The sequence below is a fragment of the Demequina aurantiaca genome, from assembly GCF_000975135.1.
Classification (GTDB): domain Bacteria; phylum Actinomycetota; class Actinomycetes; order Actinomycetales; family Demequinaceae; genus Demequina; species Demequina aurantiaca.
On record NZ_BBRF01000001.1, the window covers coordinates 360,139 to 384,250 of the forward strand.

Genomic DNA, 24,112 nt, shown 5'->3' on the forward strand with positions numbered 1-24,112 from the left:
CGTCCTTTACGCGTTGGCCAGCTCGGCGGCCTTGGCCGCTGCGCCGTCCATGGTCTCGATGATGGTCACGAGCGGGTGGTTGGCTGCAGCGAGAATCTCGCGCCCCTCCTCCACCGAGTTGCCGTCGAGGCGGACCACAAGCGGCTTCGTCGCGCTGTCGCCCAGCGTCTCGAGTGCGCCCACAATTCCGTTGGCCACCTCGATGCAGCTGGTGATGCCGCCGAACACGTTGACGAACACGCTCTTGACCTGCGGGTCATTCAGGATGACGTCCAAGCCATTGGCCATCACGGTGGCCGATGCGCCACCACCGATGTCCAGGAAGTTTGCGGGCTTCACATTGCCGTGGTTCTCGCCTGCGTAGGCGACAACGTCGAGGGTCGACATGACCAGACCGGCGCCATTACCGATGATGCCAACCGAACCATCGAGCTTCACGTAGTTGAGGTTCAGCGCCTTGGCCTTGGCCTCCAGCGGGTCCGCAGCGTCCTTGTCCTCAAGGGCAGCGTGACCCTCCTGGCGGAACGCGGCGTTCTCGTCGATGGTGACCTTGCCGTCCAGGGCGATGATCGTGCCATCCGCGGTCTTCACGAGGGGGTTGACCTCGACCAGCGTCGCGTCCTCCTCCTTGTAAACCGTCCAGAGCTTCTCGATCGCATCCGCGACGGGACCCGCGAGGTCTGCGGGGAAGTTTGCCTCGGCCACAATCTCTGCGGCCTTTGCCGCGTCGATGCCAACGATGGGGTCAACGGCCACGCGGGCGAGTGCCTCGGGACGCTCGACGGCGAGCTGCTCGATCTCCACACCACCCTCGACGGAGCACATCGCGAGGTAGCGGCGCTCGGACCGGTCCAACAGCACGGAGAAGTAGAACTCCTGCTCGATCTGCGCACCCTGCGCGATCATCACACGGTGAACGGTGTGGCCCTTGATGTCCATGCCCAGGATCGCCTCGGCGTGCTGCTCGGCCTCCTCGGGAGACTTGGCCAGCTTGACGCCGCCGGCCTTGCCGCGGCCTCCAACCTTGACTTGAGCCTTGACGACGACAACGCCGCCGCCCAGCTTCTCTGCCGCGGCGCGTGCCTCGGCGGGGGTTGTGGCAACGATGCCGCCAAGCACGGGGACACCGTGCTTCTCGAACATGTCACGTGCCTGGTACTCGTACAGGTCCATGTGAGTCCTTCTCGCTGGCGCGCGCGGGGGTAGAGCGGGCGCAATGTTTGGTGGTGGTTCCACCTTAACGCGCGCGCATGTGCACGGAGTCACGTTCGGCTCACGCGTGTCCCGCGACCTCGGTGAGGGCGACTCACTGTGGCCGGGGCGGAGGCCGCGAGCCGGCACCGCCCCACTGCTGGCTAGTTGACGCCGAACTTCTCCGCGGTCGCCCGGATGGAGCGCGCCGACTGGGCAAGAGCCTCGGTCTCCTGTGGGTCCAACGGCACCGGCACGGAGTGCTTAATGCCGGAGCGGCCCACCACGGTGGGTAGCGACATGCAGACCTCGCCGACCCCCGGAAAGTCGATGAGAGTGGAGACGGGCAGGACCCGGTTTTGGTCGCCCAGGATGGCCTCGACGATGCGGGCGCCCGCAATGCCGATCGCGTAGTTGGTCGCGCCCTTGCCCTCGATGATCTGGTAGGCGGACTGCACCACGTCGTGGTGGATACGGTCGCGAATTTCGCGCGTCATGACGGGGCGCCCAGCATCGTCGTGCCAGTCACCCAGCGGCACGCCGCCGATGGTGGCGGAGGACCACAGCGGTACCTCGGAGTCACCGTGCTCGCCGGCAATGTAAGCGTGGACGTTACTCACCGCAACCTGGCACTCTTTGGCAACCTGGTGGCGCAGGCGCGAACTATCCAGCACCGTGCCCGAGCCAAACATCTTGGCGGGGCTGACTCCGGATTTCTTGATGGCCGCATAGGTCACGACGTCGACGGGGTTGGTCACCAGCAGGTAGACGGCGTTCGGAGCGACCTCGAGCAGCGGCGGCAACACCTTGTCCATTAGCGAGATGGTGGCACCGGCCAGGTCCATACGGCTCTGTCCGGGCTGCTGCTTGGCGCCGGCGGTGATGACCACGACGTCGGCATCCGCACAGACGTCCACCTCCGAGGAACCGAGCACGGTCGCCTCGGGCATGAACTGAATCCCCTGCGCGAGATCGAGAGCCTCGGCCTCAACCTTGGCGGTGTTGATGTCGTACAGCGCCACCGTGCGCGCGAACCCGCGCATCAGTCCGGCGTAGGCGAGGGTGGATCCCACCGCGCCCGCACCAACAATCGCTACCTTTGACGTCTTGGCCTCGTACATGGGTTGCCTCCAGGGGACATGGCTAGTGCAGACAGCCTAGCGAGATGGGGTGCGCGGGCGCCATTGGTTCACGGGTGGCGCAGGACAGCTATTACGCGCTGGCCTGACGGCGCTTCGCGAGAATCGCGTCGAGCGCGCCGACGGTCGACGCCTCGTCGTCACGCTGCGGAGCGAGAGGAGAGCTGTTCGCGGTCGATGCCGCGGGTACCACCACATTGGCGGTGGCCCGCGTCGCGGGGTCGCCTGCGGTGCGCTTGGCTGCACGGGCGTCGATGGCCCGTTCGGCGTTGCGCGCCGATGCTGCGAGGTCTTCGTCGGTGATCGGGCGGGCGACGGCACGACGCACTGACGCCTTCAACGTGTAGGCGGGAGCCGGGACGCCACTGGGCGACCAGCTCTCGTTGGTCCGGATGGGCTCCTCGACATCGCCGATGACGTGGCTCGGTAGTTCGGGTGCCGGTACCGGAGCGGGGGCCGCCAGCGGGGCGAGATCCTCGGTGGTGACCACACGGATAGCCTGCGTCTCCACATCGGACGGCTGGGAGTCTCGTCCCTCGGAGCGTTCCCGAGCGACGCGGCGCAGCGCCTGCGTAGCAGTAGCGGCGGCCTCCACCTCGCGAGCGATCAGGCGCACGTTCCGGTCCGCCTTGCGCTGGGAAGCAGCGGTACGCGCTCCTGCAACCACTACACCACCGACGCTTGCCGTCGCGAGCGCTGCGATGAGAGTCGGGAATCCGGTGGTGGCGACAAGCACCCAGCCGATGGTTGCCAGCACCGCGGCAACTCCAGCCACCACACTGCGGCGGCGGGCGCGCTGGGCACGTTCGGCCAATACTGCGGCACGGTCCGAGCGAAGCGACAGTCGTTCGCGCTGCGCAGCGGTGGCGGCGCGGTCAAGCGGTCCCGACGGACGGGACATCTGCTCATCACCGAGCGCCGAAATTGAAGCCCGGGCTGCTCCGGTGACGAGCAGCGGCACCTCACCGGAGTCGGTCGAGGGGCGAGCCGCGGCCCGCTCGGCACGCTGGGCGGTGGACTTCACCACACGCATCTCCGCCGAATAGCGATCCTCGGTGCGAACGAGGGCGTAGTCGGATCGTTCCTTGATGCGCTGCGGAAGCACATATGCGAGAACCATGCCTACGGCGATGATTACGAGCAATCCGGCTGGGGTGGTCATGAGACGACGGTACGGGCGACCGGGCTCAAGGTACCGGAGCGTTATCGGCGTGTCAGAATGATGGGTCCCAGAAGGGACCCTCGCGGGGCTCCTCCGCGGTCAGCGCGAAGACGGCGTGGTCGCGCCAAGCGCCGTCAATGTAGAGGTACTTCGCGCGCAGGCCCTCTGCTCGGAAGCCGAGTTTTTGCACCACCCGATGGCTCGCTGAGTTGTCGGGTCGCAATGCGATTTCCAGGCGGTGAAGGCCCTCGCCAAAGGCGTATTCGCTCATCATTGCGACTGACCGAGGGACGATGCCGCGGCCAGCGTGGTCCTCCGCAATCCAGTAGCCGATGGAGCCACCGCACTGCGCGCCCCACTCGATTGCATGGACGGACACTCGCCCCACCAAGGCACCCTCCCACTCAATGACCATCGAGAACGCGGTCCGGGCTTTCCATCTCCCCCGCTCACGTCGCACATAGGCCGGGAAACTAGCGGACACCTGCGGGCGACCGGGAGGCATGTTCGCCTCCCACGGACGCAGCCACGCGTAGTTCTTACTGCGCACCGCCATCCACTCCGCCTCGTCACTACGCCGTAAGGGCCGAAGCGTCAGGGATCCTCGCCTCAGGACGACCTCACGAGACATGGTTTCCCGCTAGTCCCACAGGGTGCAACGGAGCGAATCGCCGCGAGTGACGTTGGCAACGTCGGAATCGACCCATGCCAGAGCATCGGACGCCACCACGTTGGTCAGCGAAATCTCCCCTGGGATTCCCACGGGGGTGGCGAAGTGCTGACCTGAGCCTGTGGTCTCGATCGTGACGGGAACCGGCTGCACCTGTCCGTCAAGGGACCGCCAAGAAGCGATGGAGCGGGCGTGAATGGTGGGACGGTCCACTTCGGTGCGTCCGCTCATGAACCGCAGTGCGGGGCGCACGTAGGCCTCGAAGGCGATCAAGGCGGCCGTGGGACTACCGGGCAGTGCGAGCACCGGGATGGGGTGCTCGCCATCGGCGCTCACCAGACCATAGCCGTGCCGCTTGCCCGGCCACAGCCCAACCTCGCCTACGCGCACATCTCCGAGGTCCTTCAATACAGCGGCCACGGTGTCATTGCGCGCCTCGGACAGGCCACCGGTGATGAGCACCACGTCGGCGCGCACCAGTTGGTCCTCGATTGTTGCCCGCACGCTACCCCGGTCGTCGGGCACCACTCCCACCCGGTACGCATGTGCACCTGCCTCACGCACCAAGGCGCTCAACATGTAGGCGTTGGACTCGGGCACCCGCGATCCGGGTCTACCTGCGCCAGGCTCCTCTAACTCGGAGCCGACGGAGATCACGACCACCCGGGGCACTGGGCTGACGGTGAGTCGGGCATTGCCGAGCGCAGCCGCGAGAGCGATGCGCCGCGCGTCCAGCCTCGATCCCTGGGGGATCGCCATGCTGCCGGAAGCCGCCTCATCACCCGCGGAGCGGATATGCGCCTGTGGGTGGGTGGGCGCCATAATCTTCACGCGCGCCACGCCGCCGTCGGTCATCGCTACGGGGACCACGGCATCGGCGCCGATGGGTACGGGAGCGCCGGAGCTGATCCGTGCCGCGGCGCCGCGAATGTGACGACGCGGGGCCCGCGCGTCAAAGGATACGTCGTGGGACACCGTGAGCGAGACGGGATTCTCGTCGCTCGCGTCGGCGATGTCCGCGGCCTGCACCGCATAGCCGTCACACATCGCAACGTCGGTCGCCGGGAGCGCATGCTGAGCGACAACATCGCCCACCAGCGTCGCACCGATGGCGTCCGCGACGAGCACGTCGAGCGGAGGCAGCGGCCGCAGCCCCGCGATCACCTCAGCGCGGTGCTGAACGAGGGTGCGCGGCTCCGCGTCGCTGCTGAGAATCATCTAGGCATTGTCGCGCGTGGACACGAAGCCCTGCAACCAGGTCGTAAAGTCCGGACCGAGGTCCGTGCGCTTGGCGGCGAGCTGGACCACGGCCTTGAGGTATTCCAACTTGTCGCCGGTGTCGTAACGGTGGCCGCGAAAGACGACGCCGTACACGCCGCCACCATCCTCAGCCGGCATTGACGCCAGCGTAGAGATCGCGTCGGTGAGCTGAATCTCACCGCCGCGTCCCGGCGGTGTGGTCTTCAGGACGTCAAGCACGGCCGGGTTGAAGACGTAGCGGCCAATCACGGCCAAGTTCGAGTACTCCTCGCCTGGTGCTGGCTTCTCGTTCAGTCGGGAGATGCGGTGGATCTCGAGTCCGTCCGGGACCTCCCCCTCCCCCGGCAGGTCCACGGCGGCGACGGACGTGGGGTCCACCGAGCCGTACATCTGGATCATGTGGGGTGGAACCTCGAGCAGCAGGATAACCGAGCCGCCCGTGCGCTCCTGGATGCGGCACATCGCGTCCAGGATGTAGTCGTCAGCGTCCAGGAAGTCGTCGCCGAGCAGAACCGCAAACGGCTCCCCGTCAACCCATTCCTCGGCGCGGCCCACGGCATGACCGAGACCCTTGGGATCTCCCTGGTTCACAAACGCAATCTCACCTTTGGACGAGGTCTCACGGACCGCGTCGAGCCGTGCCTGATCGCCCTTGCGCTCGAGAGCGGCCTCCAAGTCCGGCGCCGGGGCGAAGTGACGCTCCATCGCCTCCTTGCCCGGGTTAGTAATCAGGCACACGTGATCGAGCCCGGCGGCGAGCGCCTCATCGACCACGTATTGGATCGCCGGCTTGTCGACCACCGGGATCATCTCTTTGGGAATCGCCTTCGATGCTGGTAGAAAGCGAGTTCCTAGTCCCGCAGCGGGGACGACGGCCTTGCGAACGCGAGAAGTCATGGCACGAGACTAACGCGTGAGGTTAGTCACATCGGCCTGGCGAAACATTCTGTTTACCAAAATTTGGCACAATGGAACCATGACACAGCAGTCGATGACCTCCCAGCGTGCAGTCGAACCGGCCGACTCAAAGGCGCTCTTGCGCTCCAGCATCCGCAAGGGACGCGCCGACCGCAGCGAGCGACGGCTCCAAGAGCACGCAGAAGCTCTCCGCGACCACGTCCTCGCCCTCCCCTCCGTCGGCAAGGCGAAGTGCGTTTCTGTCTACGCCTCACGAAGGTTTGAGCCCGGCACACTGCCGCTCATCGAAGCGCTGCACCAGCGCGGTGTCAAGGTGCTGATCCCCATGCTGGGCGATGGCCTCAAGCGTGGATGGGGTATTTATCAGGGCGCCGACGACCTCGTCGAGCGAGCACCTGGCCGCCCTCCGGAGCCGTCCGGGGAGTTCCTTGGCCAGGAAGCCCTGCACGAGGCCGAGGTGGTGGTGGTTCCTGCGCTTGCCGTCGACACCACTGGCAACCGCCTGGGCCAGGGCGGCGGTTGGTACGACCGTGCGTTGTGCGACGCAGCGCCCGATGCGCCGATCGTGGCGCTCACGTTTGCCGGCGAATTGCGCGACGAGGCGCATGCGCTTCCTCACGAGGAACACGACATCACCGTGCACGCCGTCATCACCCCGCAAGGAGTGACTCGGCTCCCGGCGTAAGATACGTGCATGCCTACGTACACTTACGCATGTTCCGCATGCCAGCACCGCTTCGATGAGGTGCAGTCAATTCACGATGACACCCTCGTTGCATGCCCCGAGTGTGGTGGAGCACTGCGCAAGGTTTTCGGCACCGTGGGCGTGACCTTCAAGGGCTCGGGTTTCTACCGCACCGACTCGCGCGAAACCAAGAAGTCGGCACCCAGCAGCAGCTCCACTTAGCCTGTGGGGCGCGGACTCTCCCCCGCGCCTCCGAACGCACCTGCAGGCTCTCCCACCACCTCCGCCCGGTATTGGTCCGATTTCGCACGCTCTGAGCGCTCGCTGCGCCCCATTGGTCCGCTACGGACCGGCCTCACCAATGCGGCGGCTTATCCCGCTTGATCTCGTCGTCCCGTGAGGACCCGCCGTGCGAGCCACCCCAGGCCTCGTCAACGTCCTCCCACGCACGAGTGGGAATCAGCGGCCGGTCCGCGCCGCGGTGTCGGGCCTTGACGTCCGGCTCGGGAGCCTTTGGCTTGGACGCTACGTTCTTCGCGTCACCAACCTCATCTGAGGCGTCCTCGTTGGCATCAGCATCAGCATCAGCATCGACGTTAGCGAAGTTCGCGTCTTCGCCTTCAGTCGCCCCGTCGTCGTCAGTTCCCTGACTTGCCGCCACTGGCGGGGCAACCTTGGGCACACCAAAGCCCATGCTGAAACTGGGAACGGGCGTGGGGCCGGAGTCGGGCGCAAGTTTCGGCACCACGATCTCCCCGTCCGAACCGTCAGCTGCCGCGGGGCTCACGTGTTCTGCGTCCGCACCCTCGTCGACAACCCTGGTGACCTCGGCGGTGTCAGCCTTGTCGATGAGTTCTGGACCGTCATTGTGCCGCTCGGATTCAGCAGGCTCGCCACCAATCTGCTCGTCGATCAGCGCGGAGATTCCAAGCGTCTGGGGGTGAGGCTCGTCGCCCTCACCAGGCCCAGCATCGGCCTCATCATTTGCGCCAGAACCCGAGTCCTCCACGCGCAAGTCAGCGATGGCAAAGTCGTTGCCGTCCTCGCGCGCGGCCTCCAGCGCGTCGTCCTCGGACGGCAGCTCGATTCGCTCGACCTCGATGTCGAGAGCGGGCTGAGTGACCTCACGCACAGTTCCGGTGCCCACCGTGGGAATCGCAGCGGTACCGATCGCGGCAGTGCCACCCGGGCCGTCCTCGGGGCGGGATTCGCCGAGTGCGTCGAGCACCTGCTCAATTGCGGAGTCCGGATCCATAAACACATCGAGCGTCCACAGGGATACGACTGTCCACCCCAGTGCCTCGAGGGTCGAGTACTGCCAGCGCATGCGGTCGCGCAGGCTGGCCGCGCCCACCGCCGCCGCCTCGTCAGTCACGACGGCTACCTGGTAATTGCGGTCGTGGCGGCCGCCCACGACCATCGCGATGGTGTCGGAACCCACGCCATAACGCAGCCGCACTGCGAGTCCATGCCGGCGCAGGCGACCCGCGATGTCCGCGAGCAACCAGTCGCTGGGGCCAGGATCCGGGCGCTCGGGAGTCACTGCAGGAAGATCGACCGAGGACAACAGGTCGCGGAAGTCGTCGATCCCATGACCCTCGTGCGCCCTGCTCGCCGCGCCCGAAAGCTGAGTCGGGTTGAGTGCCGTGAACACACTCACCCGCTCAATCGACACGACCAAGGCCTGAACCAGCGCCTGCTTTCCCCACGTCTCCGAGAGGGCGCCAAGTTTCGCAGGGGCCACGCCCCGCGCATCGGCCGCGTAGCCCAGGGTGACCACGACTTCGTCCGCCACTACGCCTGCGGAATCGCCAAGGGTCATGACATGCACCGCATCGGCGAGCCTGGCATCGCGTTCACGCAACGCATCGACGATGCGCGAGCCATGAAGGTCGTTGCCGGCCACCACTGCTAGCGCGCGGCGCGGCAGCGAGTCACGCACCCGGGCGACGTGGTCGACGACCGCCGTCACCTCGGCCCGGGTCGATTCCACCTCAACCGCGCCCGCCACCGGGGCACCGACCGCCTCCAGTACCGTCACGTCGAGCCCGCCACGCTCCTCGGCAGCAGGGAGCGCGGACAGCGATCGCCCATAGGCGGCACTAGCGAGCACCGAGGTCACCCGCGGGTCGCGAGGCTGAGGAACGGCATGCATGACAATGTGCGGGAGGAGTCGCGCGAGCGCGGCCACGCCGGACCGGGTCGCCGTCTGCGCATCTCCCAGCACCACCACCTGGCGCGCCCGGGCCAGCGTCGACACGAGCTCCGCAAGTGCGAGCGACTCCCCCGCCACGATGACCGCGAGGTCAATGCAGCGGCTGGCGGGAGCCATACGCGCCACCTGCTCGGCGCCAGCAACAACGACGGGGCGCAGCGCGGTGACGAGCGGCGCGTAGTCGCGCCAGAGTTCCTTGAGCGATCCGTCGCCGCCCTCGACCAGCGCGGCAAAGAGGTCGCGAGCGTGGTCGGGGTGACGCGCAATCGCTGTACGCCGGCGTTCCGCGACCGCGCGCATCAACGGACCCACCCGCGACGCCCCGAAGGCGGTGTCGCGGTCAAGGAAGGCGTCGACGGCCCTGCCAAGCGCCCCTGTCTCGGTCAGGCGCACATCCGCCGCGACGATGGAGTCGAACGCAGCGGCCCACCACGAGAACTCGAGGTCACGCCGCACCTGTTCCGGCCCGGCCCCGCGCGCGTTGAGGTCCGCAAGAAGTTCGGCGAAGCCCACTGCCTCGATGTCCGCCTCGATGGGCACGGCCTCGACGGCATCGAGCGATCCCGGGATGCCCTCCGCCAGCGTGCTGAGTACCGAGACCATGTGATCCCAGGGCTGCTCGGCCAGCTTTTCCTCGCCCGATGCCTGCTCGACGACGTCCACAATCAAGCCCCAGAGTTCGGCCGAGTTGTGCAGACGCTCGCTAAAGATGTCGAAGTCGTCGGGGACCACGGGCCACCCGCCGGAGGGGCTGTGGGCGCGCCACTTGAGCGCTTGCTCGTGGGCCTTGACGAGGTTCTCGTGGAGGTTCTCCTTGCCGCGCCCTGGGCGGAGCAGCTCGACGGCGCGGCGCACCATTCCGCGGCGATCGCGGCGGGGAACATCCTGGTAGCGAGGCGATGACGACGGTGCCGTCGCAGCAACTAGGTCGTGCAACGAGCGATGGAAGACCGCGGGTGAGAACACGTCCAGCGTGGCCCGGATATCGTCGAACATCGTGACCTGGTCCGCCCACACGGCGAGTGAGGGCGCCTGGTCGACTCCGGTCTCGTGCGCAGCCAACGCGGCTTCGGTGCGCATTTTGGGAATCTGGCGCACCAAGATCGTCGCGAGCGCCTCGTCGTACTTGGCGCCCACCTCGGCGTTATCCGTCGCCGCGGACCACCATGGCACCAGGTCCTCTGCCGGCGCGGAAGCCTCCGCAGCATCGGCGGCCTCGGCCTCTTGAACGGAACGGTCTTCGGCTGCAGCGGTCTCATCGAGGTGTGTCACCAACTCGGCTGCCACGGAGGCAAATCCGTGGTCGGCAACGATCGCGCCTGCATCGGCTCCCAAACGAACCGTCGTCGCCGGGGCGGGGTCGCTGGACGTCAGCCTCACGACTGCTTGTACTGCCTCGAAGGCGCTCACGCCCCACGGACGGTGAGGACGGTGCAGGGAGTCGAAGCGCTGCTGGAGTCCGTGACGAGCTCGGAGCATGGCCTCGCCACCCTCGCGCAACTGGGCGTCGTTCACCTCGACCGCGCCCAGCGTAATGGCCGACAGCAGTCGCGCTCGCGCCTCCGCATTCCAGGCGCGCGAGTGCCCGTCGATGTACAGGTCGCCCGCGCCCAGATCGTCGAGGCGCCGTCCCACACCTGCGACCGCGCCGTCGCTTCCCGAGACCACGGCAACGACCTTGCCCGATGCTGCGGCATCGGCGGCCACCGCAGCGGCCATCGATAAGGCGTCGGCGCCGGGGGGTGCCTGCAGGAACACGCTGCGGCCCGTCGCGATCACGTCGAGCGCCGCGAACTGGTTGTCGTCTAGGTCGCCGATGCCACGCTCAGCGAACGGGTCACGGTCGCCCTTGGGAAAGGCCGGTAGTGGACTGGCGAGCAGTTGCGCCGCGTCCTGGTCGCCGGCGACGGCGGCAAGGATGTCCGATGCGCCGATGACAGCGTCGCAGTCGTCCAGGTCGTCGAGCAGGCGTTGCTCCGGGTCGTCATACGCACCCACCAGCAGGTTCTCGACCACGGCAAAGTCCTCGCCAAAGAGCGCGCCGCGCTCGCGCAACGCATTCCAGATGGGGCGTGGGTCGAACGCCTTGCCGGCGCCCGGCGGTGGCACGAGGTCGGCGAGCGACGCGGTATCCCCACGCGTGCGCAGCTCCGTGGCGACGATGGGGTTGAGGCTCACTCCGTCCAGCAGCGTGAGGTAGAAGTCGCGGTCGTTGAAGGCCTCCACCAGCATGGGGCGCAGCAACACGGGAACCTCGCGGCGCGCTCCGTCCTGGGTCCACGTGGCGGTGCCGACGGACATCGCCGCGGTCCAGACGCCCGATGCCGCCTTGACCTGCGTGGCCTGGCGGTAGATGAGGCCGATGCGGTGAAGGGCTGCCGCCTGCGGCGCCTCATCGCGAATCAGCGCGGAGACAAGCGTGGGACGGCCGGCAAACAGCGGCGCGATGCCGGCGGGGTGCGCACCGCGCAGATCGACCACGTCCGCGCCTGCCGAGACTAGGTCTCGTAGCGGCGAGACGGTCGCCGATGTCGCGAGTTGCTCTCGCCATTCCTGAAGCGCCTCGGACACCAAGGCGCGGCCGATGTAGTCCACCACTCCCCTACGGTAACGAGCGCAACGAACTCCCGCGCGGCACCACGCCGCACCCAGTGCTGTGCTCTTGGACACACTCGCGGACCGCCAGCATTATTTGCCTGCGCCGAACGTACGTTGCGGGACCGCGAGGAGGAGTGCGGGGCCGCGCAAGAAAAGACAGTGCGCGCCGACTTATCCAGCCGACACGCACCGTTGGGGAAATTGTGGCCCCCCGGACCCCGCGCGTCAACTCGGACGCGCCAGTCCTCAGTGCGCGAGGTCGGTCACGTTCTTACAGCTCGACTGGCTCCACTCCGAGCTGACTGATGAGGGTCAACACGCGGCCGCGAATCTCATCGCGAATGGGGCGGACCGACTCGATGCCCTGACCGGCCGGGTCGTCGAGCTTCCAGTCCTCGTAGGTCTTGCCCGGGAAGTACGGGCAGACGTCGCCGCAGCCCATGGTGATGACCGCATCGGACGCCTGGACGGCCTCGGGGGTCAGGACCTTGGGCTGTTCCTCACGGATGTCGATGCCGAGCTCGAGCATCGCCTCGACCGCAGTGGGGTTGATCTGGTCCGCGGGCATCGATCCGGCTGAGCGAACTTCAACGGCACCCCCGGAGAGCGCCCGCAGGAAGCCCGCGGCCATCTGTGAGCGGCCGGCGTTGTGTACACACACGAACAGGGCGGAGGGTCGTTGGTCAACAGATTCAGTGGTCATCGTTTTCTCCTGTGATGAGGGGTGTGGACTGAGGCGTGGAAATGGCGCCCAAGAGGGCCTCGACGGCCGGCTGATGGGCGGGCTCGAGCGAGTACCACACCCACGTTCCGCGGCGCTCCGAGGTAAGGATGCCGGCTTCGCGCAGCACCTTGAGGTGGTGCGAGACCGTGGGCTGCGACACGTCCGCGAGTTCAGCTAGGTCGCACACGCAGGCCTCCGCTTGGCCAGCCTGGGACAGGTATGACAGCATCCGCAGCCGCAGTGGGTCCGCGATGGCCTTGAGCAATCCAGCAGCATCGGCGGCGGCGACCGGTGACAGCGGCGCGACGCCAGGGGCTGGCGCACAAGCATCGGCTGTGATGGCGGAGCCCGCTACCGACACGGCGGTCACGTCCGTCAGCGGGAACGACTGGCGAGTGGGGGCGCTCATGTCGTGACCTTCGCACGGTCGTCCAGCGGCAGACCGGTGGACGGGTTGATGTGCCACCAGCGCCGGGCGAGCCACAGCGAGACGTACACGAGAGCGACGAGTACGGGAACCTCGATCAGGGGACCAACGACCCCCGCGAGCGCCTGACCGGAGGTTGCGCCGAAGGTGCCAATCGCTACCGCGATAGCGAGCTCGAAGTTATTGCCAGCGGCGGTGAAGGCGAGCGTCGTGGACCGCGCATAGCCGAGTCGCAACTGGTGGCCCGTGACGATGCCAATTCCCCACATAAGCGCAAAGTAGACCAACAGCGGCAGCGCGATGCGGGCCACATCCCAGGGGTTCGAGGTCACTGCCTCCCCCTGCAGGGCGAACAGCAGCACGATGGTGAACAGCAGGCCGTAGAGCGCCCACGGGCCGATGCGCGGCACGAACGTGCCCTCGTACCACTCGCGTCCCTTCGTGCGCTCACCCACGTAGCGCGACGCGAAACCGGCCGCGAGGGGGATACCCAAGAACACCAGTACGTTGAGCGCGATTTGCCCCATGGACACCTCGAGGCCCTGCGTGTCCAGTCCCAGCCAGCCAGGCAGCACCGTCAGGTAGAAGTAGCCGAGCACTGCAAACGCCACCACCTGGAAGGCTGCGTTGACGGCGACGAGGACGGCCGCAGCCTCGCGGTCACCGCACGCGAGGTCATTCCAGATGACCACCATCGCGATGCAACGGGCAAGGCCTACGATGATCAACCCGGTGCGGTATTCCGGCAGGTCGGCGAGGAAGATCCACGCGAGCGCGAACATCAGCGCAGGTCCCACGACCCAGTTGAGCACGAGCGAGCTCACCAGTAGGCGCTTGTCCCCCGTCACCGCGGTCATCTTGTCGTAGCGAACCTTGGCGAGCACGGGGTACATCATGACCAGCAGGCCAATGCCGATCGGCACCGAGATTCCGCCTACCTCGAGCGAGACCAGCAGGTCCGACAAACCCGGAATGAACCGGCCAAGCAGAATGCCACCGACCATGGCGAGACCGATCCACAGGGGTAGCCAGCGATCGAGAGTGGACAGCCGCGCGGGGGTTGCTGTGGGCTGGGAAGCGATCGCTTGATTAGACATGTGTCTATATTGACGGTCATCGATTCATATCGCAAGGCCCGCCGCCGATGCTTGAGCTGGGGAGGCCCACGGCCCGCCTCACCGACCGTTGGCTGCTACTGCCCGCGCGACTGCCTTCTCAGAGTGTCGCGCACGCGTGGCACGTGGACTCCCGTCGATGCCATGTGTGCCCGGGTGCGCTTGCGGCTGCGGATCACCCCCACGAGGCCCACCGCCCACGGGATCACCAGCGCCGCGAACGCCAGCCGGAACTCATTCAGTGTGTACTCGGTCGCCCCCGGTGGAGAGGTGAGCTGCAGCACCAGACCGATGAGCAGGACGGCGACGATGGTGGACAGGAACCCGCCGATGTTCACAAACCCGGTGGCTGTGCCCAGCCGCTCGGCCGGGGAGAAGGTACGCGCAAAGTCGATCCCGACCAGCGAGATGGGACCACCCACGCCGATGACGACGCAGAATAGGGCGAGCTGCCACATCGGCCGTGGCGTGTTGAACGACAGGAGAACCGCCCAGGCGACGGCCGATGCCGTGGCGGAGCCAAGCACGATCCAGGACCGCCGCATCGGGAACCGGGAGGTAAAGAATCCCGCCGCGGGTCCCGCGATCATTGCCGCCACGGTCAGCACCACGAGCAGGCTGCTCGCTTGCGCGGGCGTGAGGTCCTGCGCCATGACCAGGAATGGCACGCCCCACAGCAAGGCGAACGAGTTGGAGCCAAATGGCGCGAGAAAGTGGCTCCAGAAGCCCAATTGCGTGCCCGCAGGGGTGGTGGCTGCGCGCACCGACCTCCAGAACTTCTCTCGCTGCGCAATCACAGGCGACTCCGCGGCGCTGAGGGGCATGCGCACCCCAAAGAACGCCACCATGGCCGCCACGACGCCAAAGCCGGCCAGGATGGAGAACGTCGCCGACCAGCCACGCGAGTGGAGCAGGAGCGCGACAGGCACTGCCGTGGCGAGCTGTCCGGCCTGGCCGATCAAGCCAGTGACCTGCACCAGGATGGGCACCCGACGGGGCGGGAACCACTCGGCCACTAGTCGGGCCGCGGCAATGAAAATGGGAGCATCCCCAGCGCCAATCAGAACGCGCGCCACCAGGGCGAGGGACACATGATCGGTCACCGCGAGGAGCAACTGCCCGGACGCCATCACCAACGACCCCGCGACCATCACAGCGCGCGGACCAAATCTGTCCAGCAAGTGACCTGCAGGTACCTGCATCATTGCGTAGGCACCCAGCTGCACGACGGTGAACAAGGCGAGCCCAGTGGCCTGAATACCGAAGCGGTCTACTGCCTCGACGCCCGCGACTCCCAGAGCCGTGCGGTGCACGACGGCCGTGAAGTAGACAAAGACGCCGGCCGCAAAAACTATCCACGCGACTCGAGCCGATGGTGCCCGCGCACTCACGCGTTCAACCACTTGGCTACCAGGCTCATTTCGCCAGCGTACGCCGCCGTGCGACCCCAAGAGTGCGCCTGGGCAGATTCGAACTGCCGACACCCGCTTTAGGAGAGCGGTGCTCTATCCCCTGAGCTACAGGCGCTTTACGGAAAAGAGCCTACCCGGGGTTACCACCTGGCGTGAACGTGCTCGCGAATGTCGCGGTTGTAGATCTCGGCGAGCTTGGCCATGGTGGCATCGTCAAGCTGCGGGAAGTCACCGACGGCGGAGTTGAGCCGCGCCTGCTCCGGTGTACGCGCGCCGGGAATCATGGTCGCAATGTTGAGGGACGCCAGCCAGGCCAGCGCGAGCTGCGACGTGGTCCAGCCCTCAGGGGTTAGCGCAGCCACCTCGCGTGCGGCCTTGACACCCACATCGAACGGCACACCGGCAAAGGTCTCGCCCACATCAAACGCCGAACCATCACGGTTGTACGTGCGGTGATCGTTGTCAGCGAACGTGGTGGCCTCGTCGTACTTGCCGGACAGCAGGCCCGATGCGAGCGGTACGCGGGCGATGATTCCCACGCCGGCCTCGTCCGCCGCGCCCAGCACTCGCTCGAGCGGCTTGCGGCGGAACACGTTCACGATGATCTGAATGGTGGCAAGGTCGGGCTCGCCAAGAACGCGCATGGCGTCGTCCACGAGTTCGACGGACACGCCCCACTTGTCGATGCGTCCCTCGTCGACGAGCGTGCGCAGGTCGTCGAAGGTCTGCGGGTCGTGCATGACCTCGGACGGCGGGCAGTGCAACTGCACGAGGTCGAGGCGGTCCACACCCAGGTTTTCGCGCGAGCGGTCGGTCCAGCGACGGTAGTTGTCGAGGTTGTACTCGGCAGCGACGTGCGGGTCGGCTCGCCGGCCCATCTTGGTCGCGACGGTAAAGAGTGCCTTATCTGGATGTGAGTTCACGAATGCACCCACGGCGCGCTCCGAGCGGCCGTCGCCGTAGACGTCCGCGGTGTCGAAGAAGGTTGTTCCGGACTCTGCGGCGGCCGCCAGAATCTGGTGCGACTGCTCGTCACTCACGTCGCCCCAGTCGGCACCAAGTTGCCAGCAGCCCAGTCCCACCTGTGAGAGATCTCGTCCAAGGCGGGGAACACGATTACTCTTCATGCCTCCACGCTAGAGCACATTCGCCGGTGCTCGCCACCACGTGGGGCACAGATCTCGTGCGCGAACTACCCATACACGACAAAAGCCGCCACCCCTAGGTGACGGCTCTTGTGCGACGCGTTCTTAGTTAACGCGAATGTACGTCGGGTTGTGCTGCCAGATCCCGCGGAACTGGATGGTCTTGCCGGGACGCGGAGCATCGATCTGCAGGTTGGGGCCTGCGTAGATGCCCACGTGACCTGGGGACACGATGATGTCGCCGGGCTGAGGCGAGGACACTCGCGTGCCCACGCCGTAGTAGGCGCCGGATGAACGCGGGAGGCTGATGCCTAGCTTGCCGTAGACGTAAGACGTGAAACCGGAGCAGTCGAAGCCGCTCGGGCTGCTTCCGCCGCCCACGTAGGGGACGCCCACGTACTTCGAGGCCTCGGCGATGACAGCGCTTCCGCTGATCGCTGCCTTGACGTTGCTGGAGTTAGAGACCGGGCGGGCCGAGGACGTGCTCGAGCTCGAACTGTTGCTGGTCGAGGCCACGGGCGCCGGAGCGACCACTACAGGCTTGGGGTTTTCCTTGACCTTGATGTCAGGAGTGTCGAGGTCGAGCTCAACGTCATCCTCAGCGGCGACAACGGCGGGAACCTCAGCGGTGACGTTGATGCCGGCGGAGGCCGCATCAGCAAGGGGTGCTGCGCCGGCCTCAACCGGGGCGACCGCGTCTGCAAAGCTCAGTGACGAGTCCGCGCTCACCTGAACGGTGGCGGTGTCGGGCTCGGTGGCCACGAGGGCGACGGCCGCTGCTCCCGTAAGGGGAACCACCACGATGGCGGCGCCTGCTGCTGCAGCTACCGCTCGCGCTCTTGCGCGCATGTATCCGTGCGTCAAATTTCAGTCCTTCCGCGCCACGTGCGCGTTTTCTTATCTTGATGCCCCGTGCTTCTCAGATGTGAAGCGGTCCCTCAGTCAAAACAGGCATCAGGAGGAAGTTCCTCAGGTCCTACGGTCACTCACCATACATAACAATTTCGTGTCCTGCCTAATGGGCGCTGACGAAAACGTGCCGAGCAGCTTCGTGCGTGATCGTTACCGTACCGTTATCAGTCGTAACCAAAACGTCATCATCGACGGCCTCGATCCGGAGCGTCGCCCCAGGTACGAGTCCTGCTTTGACCGACTCATCAAGGAACCCAAGTGCCGCCTGAGGGTTCTCCCCGATGCGCACCAGGGTGACATCCGTCACACCATCCAAAATAATTTGATTTAGCGACACGCCAGGGGCACTTTTGGCGGCTTCGTCGCTCATTCCTAGCTCCGCGAGGCCGGGAATGGGGTTCCCATATGGCGACACTTGGGGGTTGCCGAGGATCTCGAGGAGGCGCCGCTCGACGCGGTCGCTCATCACGTGCTCCCACCGGCAGGCCTCCTCGTGCACGTAAGGCAGTTCGAGTCCCACCACGTCGGTCAGCAGCAGCTCTGCGAGCCGATGCTTGCGCATCACCCGCACCGCAATAGCCTCGCCTTCCGCGGTCAGTTCCAGGTGCCGGTCGCCAGACACGATCACCAGCCCGTCGCGCTCCATGCGTGCGATGGTTTGCGACACGGTGGGGCCCGCGTGGCCCAACTGCTCCGCGATGCGCGCGCGCATTGGCGTGACACCGTCTTCGATCAATTCATAAATGGTGCGGAGGTACATCTCCGTCGTGTCAATCAGGTCACTCATCCGCTGTGCCTACCCATTCCGTAGTAATCCCAACCCGCATCGATCCATTCTTGCGAGGGCAAACAGTTACGTCCATCGATGATGCGTGCGTGTCCGACCGTCGACGCGAGTGCCACGGGGTCCATGGTCTTGAACTCGCCCCATTCGGTCGCGACGATCACGAGGTCCGCGCCTCGACATGCACCGTCGATGCCGTCCGCGAACGTCAATGTCGGCCAGATGGCGGCCGCATTGCGCATGGCCTCCGGGTCGTACACCCGGACGTCCGCGCCACGCAGATGCAGGCTGCCGGCGACATCAAGGGCCGGCGAATCGCGGACATCGTCCGACTGGGGCTTAAAGGCCGCACCAAGAACCGCTACGTGGATACCCGACAAAGATCCACCCACGACCCGAGTGGCCAGCTCCACGGCGTGTTCGCGGCGACGCATGTTCACGTTGTCGACTTCACGCAGGAAGGTCAAGGCTCGGTCAACTCCGAGCTCCCCGGCGCGAGCCATGAAAGCGCGGATGTCCTTAGGCAGGCAACCGCCCCCAAAACCCAGCCCGGCGCCCAGGAACTTGCGGCCGATGCGCTCGTCGTAACCAATCGCGTCGGCCAGGGCAATCACGTCTCCGCCCGAGGCCTCACACACCTCGGCGATCGCGTTGATGAAGGAGATCTTGGTGGCCAGGAACGCGTTGGCGCTCACCTTGACCAGTTCGGCCGTCGCCAGGTCCGTGACAATAAACGGGGTGTCGCGCTCCAGCATCGTCGCGTAGACGCGCCGTGCGGCCTCCTCGATCCTGCCGGGGCGCTCGGGGTCTACCCCAATCACAAGGCGGTCGGGGAACAGCGTGTCCTGTACGGCGAAGCCCTCCCGCAGGAATTCGGGATTCCATCCCAACTGAGCCTCGTCGCCGACGGGAGCGATCTCGCGCAGCCGCTCAGCCAGGCGCGCCGAGGTACCCACCGGCACGGTCGACTTGCCGAGGATGACGGCAGGGCGCGTCAGGAGCGGGCCGAGGGTCTCGATCACGGCGTCGACGTAAGTCATGTCGGCCGCGTTCTCCCCCTTCTTCTGCGGGGTTCCCACGCCGATGAAGTGCACGTCGGCAAAGTCGGCGGCCTCCTGGGCGTCCGTGGTGAAGCGCAGACGCCCTGAATCGACATGGCGGCGAAGGACCTCGGACAGTCCCGGTTCGAAGAAGGGAACCTCACCGCGGCGGAGCAGGTCAATCTTGGCGGGATCGATGTCCACGCCGATGACCTCGTGGCCGAGCTCGGCCATGCCTGCGGCATGGGTGGCACCGAGGTATCCGGTACCGAAGACGGAGATGCGTTCTGGCATGCCGCCAAGCCTAGTCGCCAGTGGAGGCGCCGGTTCCTCGTGCCGCTGAGAGCGGAACTGAAGCGATGACTGCGTGCCCGGGGGCGCGCACAGTAATCTCGCCGTCGCCGTAGGGAACGAACACCGCCTCGCCGCACGCGAGCTCGCGCTGCTCGTCGGCACTGGTGACGGTGGTGGAGCCTTCTAGAGAGAGCACGATGCGCGGGCCCGCGGGGGCGGTCCAGTCGCCGCCGCTCACCGAGGCCAGTTCGAATTCCGCGACGGGCGCTCTATATATAGTGACTGCACCCTCGGTCACCCGCTCGGGTCGATGAGCCGTTGCCGGTACCGCATTCATGAGGTCGAGTAGCAGTGGCACGTTGATGGGCTTAGGAGTGAGGCCGGCACGCACCACGTTGTCCGAGTTGGCCATGATCTCCACGCCCACACCCGACTGATAGCTGTGCACTGTGCCATCGCCTACGAAGCAGGCTGAGCCAGGGCGCAGGTAGAGGACGTTCATCGCGAGCGCCACCAGTGCGCCAGGGTCGCCGGGGTGTGACGCGAGGGCGCTACAGGCCGCGCGCACCTGGGCGGAAGGCTCCGCACTGGAGTTCAGCGATGCAAGGGTGGTCACCACGTGGGCACCCCTCGGAAGCGCCAAAACACTCCTTATATATGCAGTCACCGCAGACGCGGTCGATTCGGCGTTCTCGACGAGCTCCAGCAGGGCCGCGCCGTCCTTACCCAGCAGGTGCAGATCACCGCGCAGGCCGGGCAAATCGCGGAATCCGGCGAGCACCGTCATGGGAGTCAGAGCCACGATCATCTCGGGCTTGTGCGAGCGATCGCGAAAGGTGCGAGCAGGTGAGGTGGGCGGGATTCCCGCGGCCTCCTCGATGTCGAATCCCTCGGCGGCCTGCTCCATGCTGGGGTGAACCTGGATCGATAGGGGGGCGTCGATCGCGAGCACCTTCAGGAGGAACGGCAGCCGTCCATCAAATTCGTGAGCGACATCTGCGCCCAGCGTGTGGTCCGGGTCGCGGTCGATCAGACCGTCGAGCCCCAGTGCCTCGCCGTCGCAGTCCACTGTCGCCGGGGACGCGGGGTGCGCGCCCCACCAGGCCTCGGCTACCGGGGTGTCGCTGGGCTCACGTCCGAGCAGCTCCGGGATGGAGTCGGTGCGACCCCAGGCGTAGTTCTGCAGGGATGGATTCAGCGAGTACACCCAGCCATCATGCCACCCTCGCCGCGCCCAGTACGCTGTTGCCATGTTTGAACCGATCACGATCCCCGCCAATCTCCTGCCCACAGATGGCCGTTTCGGCTCAGGACCCTCAAAGGTTCGCGGCGAGCAGCTCGACGCGCTCGTTGCCGCGCAGCCCCTGGTGCTCGGCACCTCGCATCGCCAGGCCCCCGTCAAGGACCTCGTGGGCGACGTGCGCTCCATGCTGTCGACGTTCTTTAACGTGCCCGACGGCTACGAGGTCATCCTCGGCAATGGCGGTTCCACCATGTTCTGGGATGCTGCCGCGTTCTCGCTGGTCGAGCGCAAGGCGCAGCACGCCGCATTCGGCGAGTTCGGCCAGAAGTTCGCCAAGGCAACCACGGCTGCGCCGCACCTCGAAGCATCGTCCGTCCGTACGGCCGAGCCCGGTACGGTCGTCCTGCCCGAGGCCGAGGACGGCATCGACACCTACGCGTGGCCCCACAACGAGACCTCCACCGGCGCGATGGTTCAGGTGGTGCGTCCACCCGCGATCGGAGACGCGCTCACCGTCGTGGACGGCACCTCGGCGGCAGGCGGGCTGTTCCTCGAGGCACGTCAAGCTGATGTCTATTACTTTGCGCCGCAGAAGAGCTTCGCCTCCGATGGCGGGATCTGGTTTGCGCTGATCTCCCCCGCCGCTATCGAACGCATCGAGCGCATCGCGGCCTCCGGGCGCTATATCCCTGAGTCACTGTCGCTGGCCACGGCGCTGACCAACTCACGCGTGAACCAAACTCTCAACACCCCCGCCGTCGCCACGCTGGTGCTCATGAGGGCGCAATTGGAGTGGATGCTGGCCGGCGGCGGGATGGACTTTGTGACATACCGCACATCACAATCAGCGCGCTCCGTGTACGAATGGGCCGAGTCGCGTGCGTGGGCTGAGGCTTTTGTCACAGAACCTTCAAACCGTTCGACCGTCGTGGCTACCATCGGGCTCGCCGACAAGGTGGATTCGTCCCTTTTGCGCCAGCACCTCCGTGCAAATGGCGTCGTGGATGTCGATCCTTACCGGAAGTTGGGCCGCAATCAGATCCGCATTGGGATGTATCCCGCGGTGGATCCAGAGGACGTCTCAGCTCTCACCCGCAGCATTGACTACTTAGTGGAGCGATTACTGACATGACCGAACAGCAGGATGTCCTTAGCCCCAAGCGTCCCCGACGCCACGGCAACACCATCCTGCTAGGTTCGATCCCCGTCGCGGTGGCCATCACCTCGCTGCTGACCGCGGGCACGTGGGCACCAGGGTCCGTCGCCACCGACCTCGCTGATAGCCCCACCACCGCACCAATCACCGCCCCCGCGCCGATGCCCGAGATCGTCGCTCCCGGAACGCTCGCCGATGCGAAGGTCACGTTCCACGACGTCACCGTCACGCTGCCCCCGCCTCCTCCGCCCAAGCCCGTGGCGGCACCTCAGCCCGCCGTGGCATTGGCCGCGCAGAAATCGACGTCGACCAGAACCACTACCGCGGCGAGGACGAGCGCGGCCCAGCAGGCGCCTGCCACGAAGAAGGCCTCCGCGTCTGACTTCACCTCCTACTGCGCCAACCCCAAGGCTCCCTATACGGCGTCCGGTGGACCCCAAGCACTGCTCGCTGCAGCCAATCAGGAACGCGCACGCCTAGGCTTGGGCAAGCTGAGCTGGTCGTCCTCACTCGCCTCTGCGGCAACCAAGTGGTCAAAGGCGATGGCGGCCAAGGACTCCACGACCGACGCCCCCTACGACGCGCTGGCCCACAACCCCAACCGTCCGGGCGCCGAGAACGTCGCGGTGGCGTACTCCAGCAACGGCATGGGCGAAGGCAACGCGATCGCCCGCGCCCACAAGAACTGGATGTATTCCAACGGGCACTGCTTGAATCTGATGAACCCGTCGTACTCGACCATGGGTGCCGGCACTGCTCAGACGTCGGACGGCACCACCTGGTACACCACGCAGAACTTCCGCTAGAGATCGAGGGGCGTCGCCGGCTGCGGGTGCGAAGGGTTGCCTCGCCACGGCGGAATCCAGCGATACATGCCGTAGGCCGTGGCGATGCCAACACCGCCCACCAGCCAGAATCCCACCGGAAGTGCGATGGCAGCGCCCACGGACACCGCCATCGGCCCAACGAAGCCACCCGCATCCTGCGCGATGCTCCACACCCCAGTGAAAACCGAGCGGGTGGCGCGCGGTGCGACGTCTGCGGCAAGGGTCATGATCAGGCCGGAGCCCCAACCGTTTCCGATTCCGAGCACGATGGCGGCCAGCGTCACGCCGAGCGCACCCGACGTCCAGGTCAGGGCGATGGTGCCGAGGCCCAGCATCAGAGACGACGGGACCGCGGTCCACACGCGACCAAAGCGATCCATCACGACGCCCGCCGGGTAAAACAGCACCATGTCGACTGCGGCGTTGATCCCAAAGATGAGGGTCGCGACCTGTGGGCTGAGGCCCACGTGCGTGGCCCACAGCGGCAGCACCACGAGGCGGGCGGCGCGCACTGCTCCCGTGAAGACGACAGCGATACCTAGAGTACGGAACACCTTGGCGTTGTCCTTGACCACCGTGAACGGCGACACCTTCTGCTCCGGTTCGGCTCCGAGGCGGAGGTGCCACGCGGGAGACAGGCGCAGCGCGACCATCGCGGCGACGGCGGCGATCACGGCGGCGACGTAGACGTAGTGGATGCCCCAGATCCCGATGATCGCAGCGCCCATGAGTGGCCCCACAAAGTTGGCGATGCGCCACACGCCGGCGAGAGTGGTGAGCGCACGAGCCCGATACTGGGCGCTGACGGCAGCATTCACCTGTCCCTGACGTGCGATGTGATAGCCGGCATGGCCGACCCCTACGGTCAGCGCGCCCACCGCGAACGGCATGATCATCGGTGAAGCAGCGCAGATCGCCGCCCCGGCCGCCAGGACGGCCAGCATGACCATCGCTGCGCGCGCAGGGCCAAGCCCGGCCGACAGTCGACCACCGAGGGCCGAGCCGACGATGCGACCTATCGAATACGCGGCCACCGCCAGCGAGGCAACGACCGAGTCGTAGTCGAACGACAGCACCGACAGCGCGAGTACGGGCAAGACCGCGCCAATGCCGATCTCGGCAAGGAACGTGGGGATGTACGTCGACGTTGCGAGGTCACGCACCACCTCGCGGCGCGGCTCGCTTCTCGCCATCG

At 66.3% G+C, this 24,112-nt stretch carries 21 protein-coding genes and 1 tRNA gene; 4 read left to right on the plus strand and 18 right to left on the minus strand.

What is annotated here, in order from left to right; all coding sequences use genetic code 11:
- Window positions 1–6: 6 nt before the first annotated feature.
- The 6 genes from sucC to AOP73_RS01570 form a co-directional block, all read right to left on the minus strand.
- Window positions 7–1,173, minus strand: a complete 1,167-nt coding sequence (sucC, locus tag AOP73_RS01545) for an ADP-forming succinate--CoA ligase subunit beta (protein WP_061962893.1) — start codon at window positions 1,171–1,173, stop codon at window positions 7–9.
- Window positions 1,174–1,355: 182 nt separating this feature from the next.
- Complete coding sequence (locus AOP73_RS01550; RefSeq protein ID WP_061962894.1) at window positions 1,356–2,312, minus strand: L-lactate dehydrogenase; 957 nt, start codon at window positions 2,310–2,312, stop codon at window positions 1,356–1,358.
- A 91-nt stretch (window positions 2,313–2,403) separates the two neighbouring features.
- Window positions 2,404–3,492 (minus strand): hypothetical protein, encoded by a 1,089-nt coding sequence (locus AOP73_RS01555; RefSeq protein WP_061962895.1) that lies wholly within the window; start codon window positions 3,490–3,492, stop codon window positions 2,404–2,406.
- Between the two features lie 52 nt (window positions 3,493–3,544).
- Window positions 3,545–4,123 carry a GNAT family N-acetyltransferase gene (locus AOP73_RS01560; RefSeq protein WP_084626476.1) on the minus strand — a complete coding sequence of 193 codons (579 nt, stop codon included), beginning with the start codon at window positions 4,121–4,123 and terminating at the stop codon, window positions 3,545–3,547.
- A gap of 9 nt (window positions 4,124–4,132) precedes the next feature.
- Window positions 4,133–5,380 (minus strand): molybdopterin molybdotransferase MoeA, encoded by a 1,248-nt coding sequence (locus tag AOP73_RS01565; protein ID WP_061962897.1) that lies wholly within the window; start codon window positions 5,378–5,380, stop codon window positions 4,133–4,135.
- Window positions 5,381–6,319: a UTP--glucose-1-phosphate uridylyltransferase gene (locus AOP73_RS01570; protein ID WP_061962898.1), complete on the minus strand. Its 939-nt coding sequence runs from the start codon at window positions 6,317–6,319 to the stop codon at window positions 5,381–5,383. It abuts the gene before it with no gap.
- A gap of 79 nt (window positions 6,320–6,398) precedes the next feature.
- Here AOP73_RS01570 and AOP73_RS01575 point away from each other — a divergent pair, with 79 nt between their 5' ends.
- Window positions 6,399–7,025: a 5-formyltetrahydrofolate cyclo-ligase gene (locus AOP73_RS01575; RefSeq protein ID WP_061962899.1), complete on the plus strand. Its 627-nt coding sequence runs from the start codon at window positions 6,399–6,401 to the stop codon at window positions 7,023–7,025.
- A gap of 9 nt (window positions 7,026–7,034) precedes the next feature.
- A complete protein-coding gene (locus tag AOP73_RS01580) occupies window positions 7,035–7,247 on the plus strand; it encodes an FmdB family zinc ribbon protein (protein WP_061962900.1) in 213 nt (70 codons plus the stop codon).
- A 133-nt stretch (window positions 7,248–7,380) separates the two neighbouring features.
- Here the strand turns inward: AOP73_RS01580 and AOP73_RS01585 are convergent, their stop codons facing one another.
- From AOP73_RS01585 to manA, 11 genes are all read right to left on the minus strand, one after another.
- Window positions 7,381–11,838 (minus strand): PDDEXK-like endonuclease domain-containing protein, encoded by a 4,458-nt coding sequence (locus AOP73_RS01585; RefSeq protein ID WP_152650503.1) that lies wholly within the window; start codon window positions 11,836–11,838, stop codon window positions 7,381–7,383.
- A 271-nt stretch (window positions 11,839–12,109) separates the two neighbouring features.
- Window positions 12,110–12,541 carry an arsenate reductase ArsC gene (locus tag AOP73_RS01590; RefSeq protein WP_061962902.1) on the minus strand — a complete coding sequence of 144 codons (432 nt, stop codon included), beginning with the start codon at window positions 12,539–12,541 and terminating at the stop codon, window positions 12,110–12,112.
- Window positions 12,531–12,971, minus strand: coding sequence for an ArsR/SmtB family transcription factor (locus AOP73_RS01595; RefSeq protein ID WP_084626477.1), 441 nt, complete (start codon window positions 12,969–12,971; stop codon window positions 12,531–12,533). Before AOP73_RS01595 ends, AOP73_RS01590 begins: the two co-directional genes overlap by 11 nt.
- Entirely contained in the window at window positions 12,968–14,086 is a 1,119-nt protein-coding gene (gene arsB / locus AOP73_RS01600; RefSeq protein WP_061962903.1) for an ACR3 family arsenite efflux transporter, read from the minus strand. Before arsB ends, AOP73_RS01595 begins: the two co-directional genes overlap by 4 nt.
- A gap of 95 nt (window positions 14,087–14,181) precedes the next feature.
- Window positions 14,182–15,495, minus strand: a complete 1,314-nt coding sequence (locus AOP73_RS01605) for an MFS transporter (protein WP_061964738.1) — start codon at window positions 15,493–15,495, stop codon at window positions 14,182–14,184.
- 63 nt (window positions 15,496–15,558) lie between these two features.
- Window positions 15,559–15,631 (minus strand) — tRNA-Arg (locus tag AOP73_RS01610).
- Between the two features lie 25 nt (window positions 15,632–15,656).
- Window positions 15,657–16,643 carry an aldo/keto reductase gene (locus AOP73_RS01615; protein ID WP_061962904.1) on the minus strand — a complete coding sequence of 329 codons (987 nt, stop codon included), beginning with the start codon at window positions 16,641–16,643 and terminating at the stop codon, window positions 15,657–15,659.
- Between the two features lie 123 nt (window positions 16,644–16,766).
- Window positions 16,767–17,510 carry a C40 family peptidase gene (locus AOP73_RS12245; RefSeq protein ID WP_061962905.1) on the minus strand — a complete coding sequence of 248 codons (744 nt, stop codon included), beginning with the start codon at window positions 17,508–17,510 and terminating at the stop codon, window positions 16,767–16,769.
- Between the two features lie 166 nt (window positions 17,511–17,676).
- Entirely contained in the window at window positions 17,677–18,360 is a 684-nt protein-coding gene (locus AOP73_RS01625) for a metal-dependent transcriptional regulator (protein WP_061962906.1), read from the minus strand.
- Window positions 18,357–19,691, minus strand: a complete 1,335-nt coding sequence (locus AOP73_RS01630; RefSeq protein WP_061962907.1) for a UDP-glucose dehydrogenase family protein — start codon at window positions 19,689–19,691, stop codon at window positions 18,357–18,359. The genes AOP73_RS01625 and AOP73_RS01630 overlap by 4 nt, the downstream gene beginning before the upstream one ends.
- 10 nt (window positions 19,692–19,701) lie before the next feature.
- Complete coding sequence (manA, locus tag AOP73_RS01635; protein WP_084626478.1) at window positions 19,702–20,943, minus strand: mannose-6-phosphate isomerase, class I; 1,242 nt, start codon at window positions 20,941–20,943, stop codon at window positions 19,702–19,704.
- Here manA and serC point away from each other — a divergent pair.
- Complete coding sequence (gene serC / locus AOP73_RS01640; RefSeq protein ID WP_061962909.1) at window positions 20,942–22,066, plus strand: phosphoserine transaminase; 1,125 nt, start codon at window positions 20,942–20,944, stop codon at window positions 22,064–22,066. The two genes, manA and serC, sit on opposite strands and share 2 nt — an antisense overlap.
- Complete coding sequence (locus tag AOP73_RS01645; RefSeq protein ID WP_061962910.1) at window positions 22,063–22,896, plus strand: CAP domain-containing protein; 834 nt, start codon at window positions 22,063–22,065, stop codon at window positions 22,894–22,896. Before serC ends, AOP73_RS01645 begins: the two co-directional genes overlap by 4 nt.
- Here AOP73_RS01645 and AOP73_RS01650 read toward each other — a convergent pair.
- A complete protein-coding gene (locus AOP73_RS01650) occupies window positions 22,893–24,110 on the minus strand; it encodes an MFS transporter (RefSeq protein WP_061962911.1) in 1,218 nt (405 codons plus the stop codon). The two genes, AOP73_RS01645 and AOP73_RS01650, sit on opposite strands and share 4 nt — an antisense overlap.
- Window positions 24,111–24,112 lie beyond the last annotated feature (2 nt).

Excerpts from the sequence above, each read along its gene's own strand:
- sucC (WP_061962893.1), bottom strand. The coding sequence starts at position 1,173 with ATGGACCTGTACGAGTACCAGGCACGTGACATGTTCGAGAAGCACGGT.
- AOP73_RS01550 (WP_061962894.1), bottom strand. The coding sequence starts at position 2,312 with ATGTACGAGGCCAAGACGTCAAAGGTAGCGATTGTTGGTGCGGGCGCG.
- AOP73_RS01555 (WP_061962895.1), bottom strand. The coding sequence starts at position 3,492 with ATGACCACCCCAGCCGGATTGCTCGTAATCATCGCCGTAGGCATGGTT.
- AOP73_RS01560 (WP_084626476.1), bottom strand. The coding sequence starts at position 4,123 with ATGTCTCGTGAGGTCGTCCTGAGGCGAGGATCCCTGACGCTTCGGCCC.
- AOP73_RS01565 (WP_061962897.1), bottom strand. The coding sequence starts at position 5,380 with ATGATTCTCAGCAGCGACGCGGAGCCGCGCACCCTCGTTCAGCACCGC.
- AOP73_RS01570 (WP_061962898.1), bottom strand. The coding sequence starts at position 6,319 with ATGACTTCTCGCGTTCGCAAGGCCGTCGTCCCCGCTGCGGGACTAGGA.
- AOP73_RS01575 (WP_061962899.1), top strand. The coding sequence starts at position 6,399 with ATGACACAGCAGTCGATGACCTCCCAGCGTGCAGTCGAACCGGCCGAC.
- AOP73_RS01580 (WP_061962900.1), top strand. The coding sequence starts at position 7,035 with ATGCCTACGTACACTTACGCATGTTCCGCATGCCAGCACCGCTTCGAT.
- AOP73_RS01590 (WP_061962902.1), bottom strand. The coding sequence starts at position 12,541 with ATGACCACTGAATCTGTTGACCAACGACCCTCCGCCCTGTTCGTGTGT.
- AOP73_RS01595 (WP_084626477.1), bottom strand. The coding sequence starts at position 12,971 with ATGAGCGCCCCCACTCGCCAGTCGTTCCCGCTGACGGACGTGACCGCC.
- arsB (WP_061962903.1), bottom strand. The coding sequence starts at position 14,086 with ATGTCTAATCAAGCGATCGCTTCCCAGCCCACAGCAACCCCCGCGCGG.
- AOP73_RS01615 (WP_061962904.1), bottom strand. The coding sequence starts at position 16,643 with ATGAAGAGTAATCGTGTTCCCCGCCTTGGACGAGATCTCTCACAGGTG.
- AOP73_RS12245 (WP_061962905.1), bottom strand. The coding sequence starts at position 17,510 with ATGCGCGCAAGAGCGCGAGCGGTAGCTGCAGCAGCAGGCGCCGCCATC.
- AOP73_RS01625 (WP_061962906.1), bottom strand. The coding sequence starts at position 18,360 with ATGAGTGACCTGATTGACACGACGGAGATGTACCTCCGCACCATTTAT.
- AOP73_RS01630 (WP_061962907.1), bottom strand. The coding sequence starts at position 19,691 with ATGCCAGAACGCATCTCCGTCTTCGGTACCGGATACCTCGGTGCCACC.
- serC (WP_061962909.1), top strand. The coding sequence starts at position 20,942 with ATGTTTGAACCGATCACGATCCCCGCCAATCTCCTGCCCACAGATGGC.
- manA (WP_084626478.1), bottom strand. The coding sequence starts at position 20,943 with ATGGCAACAGCGTACTGGGCGCGGCGAGGGTGGCATGATGGCTGGGTG.
- AOP73_RS01645 (WP_061962910.1), top strand. The coding sequence starts at position 22,063 with ATGACCGAACAGCAGGATGTCCTTAGCCCCAAGCGTCCCCGACGCCAC.
- AOP73_RS01650 (WP_061962911.1), bottom strand. The coding sequence starts at position 24,110 with ATGGCGAGAAGCGAGCCGCGCCGCGAGGTGGTGCGTGACCTCGCAACG.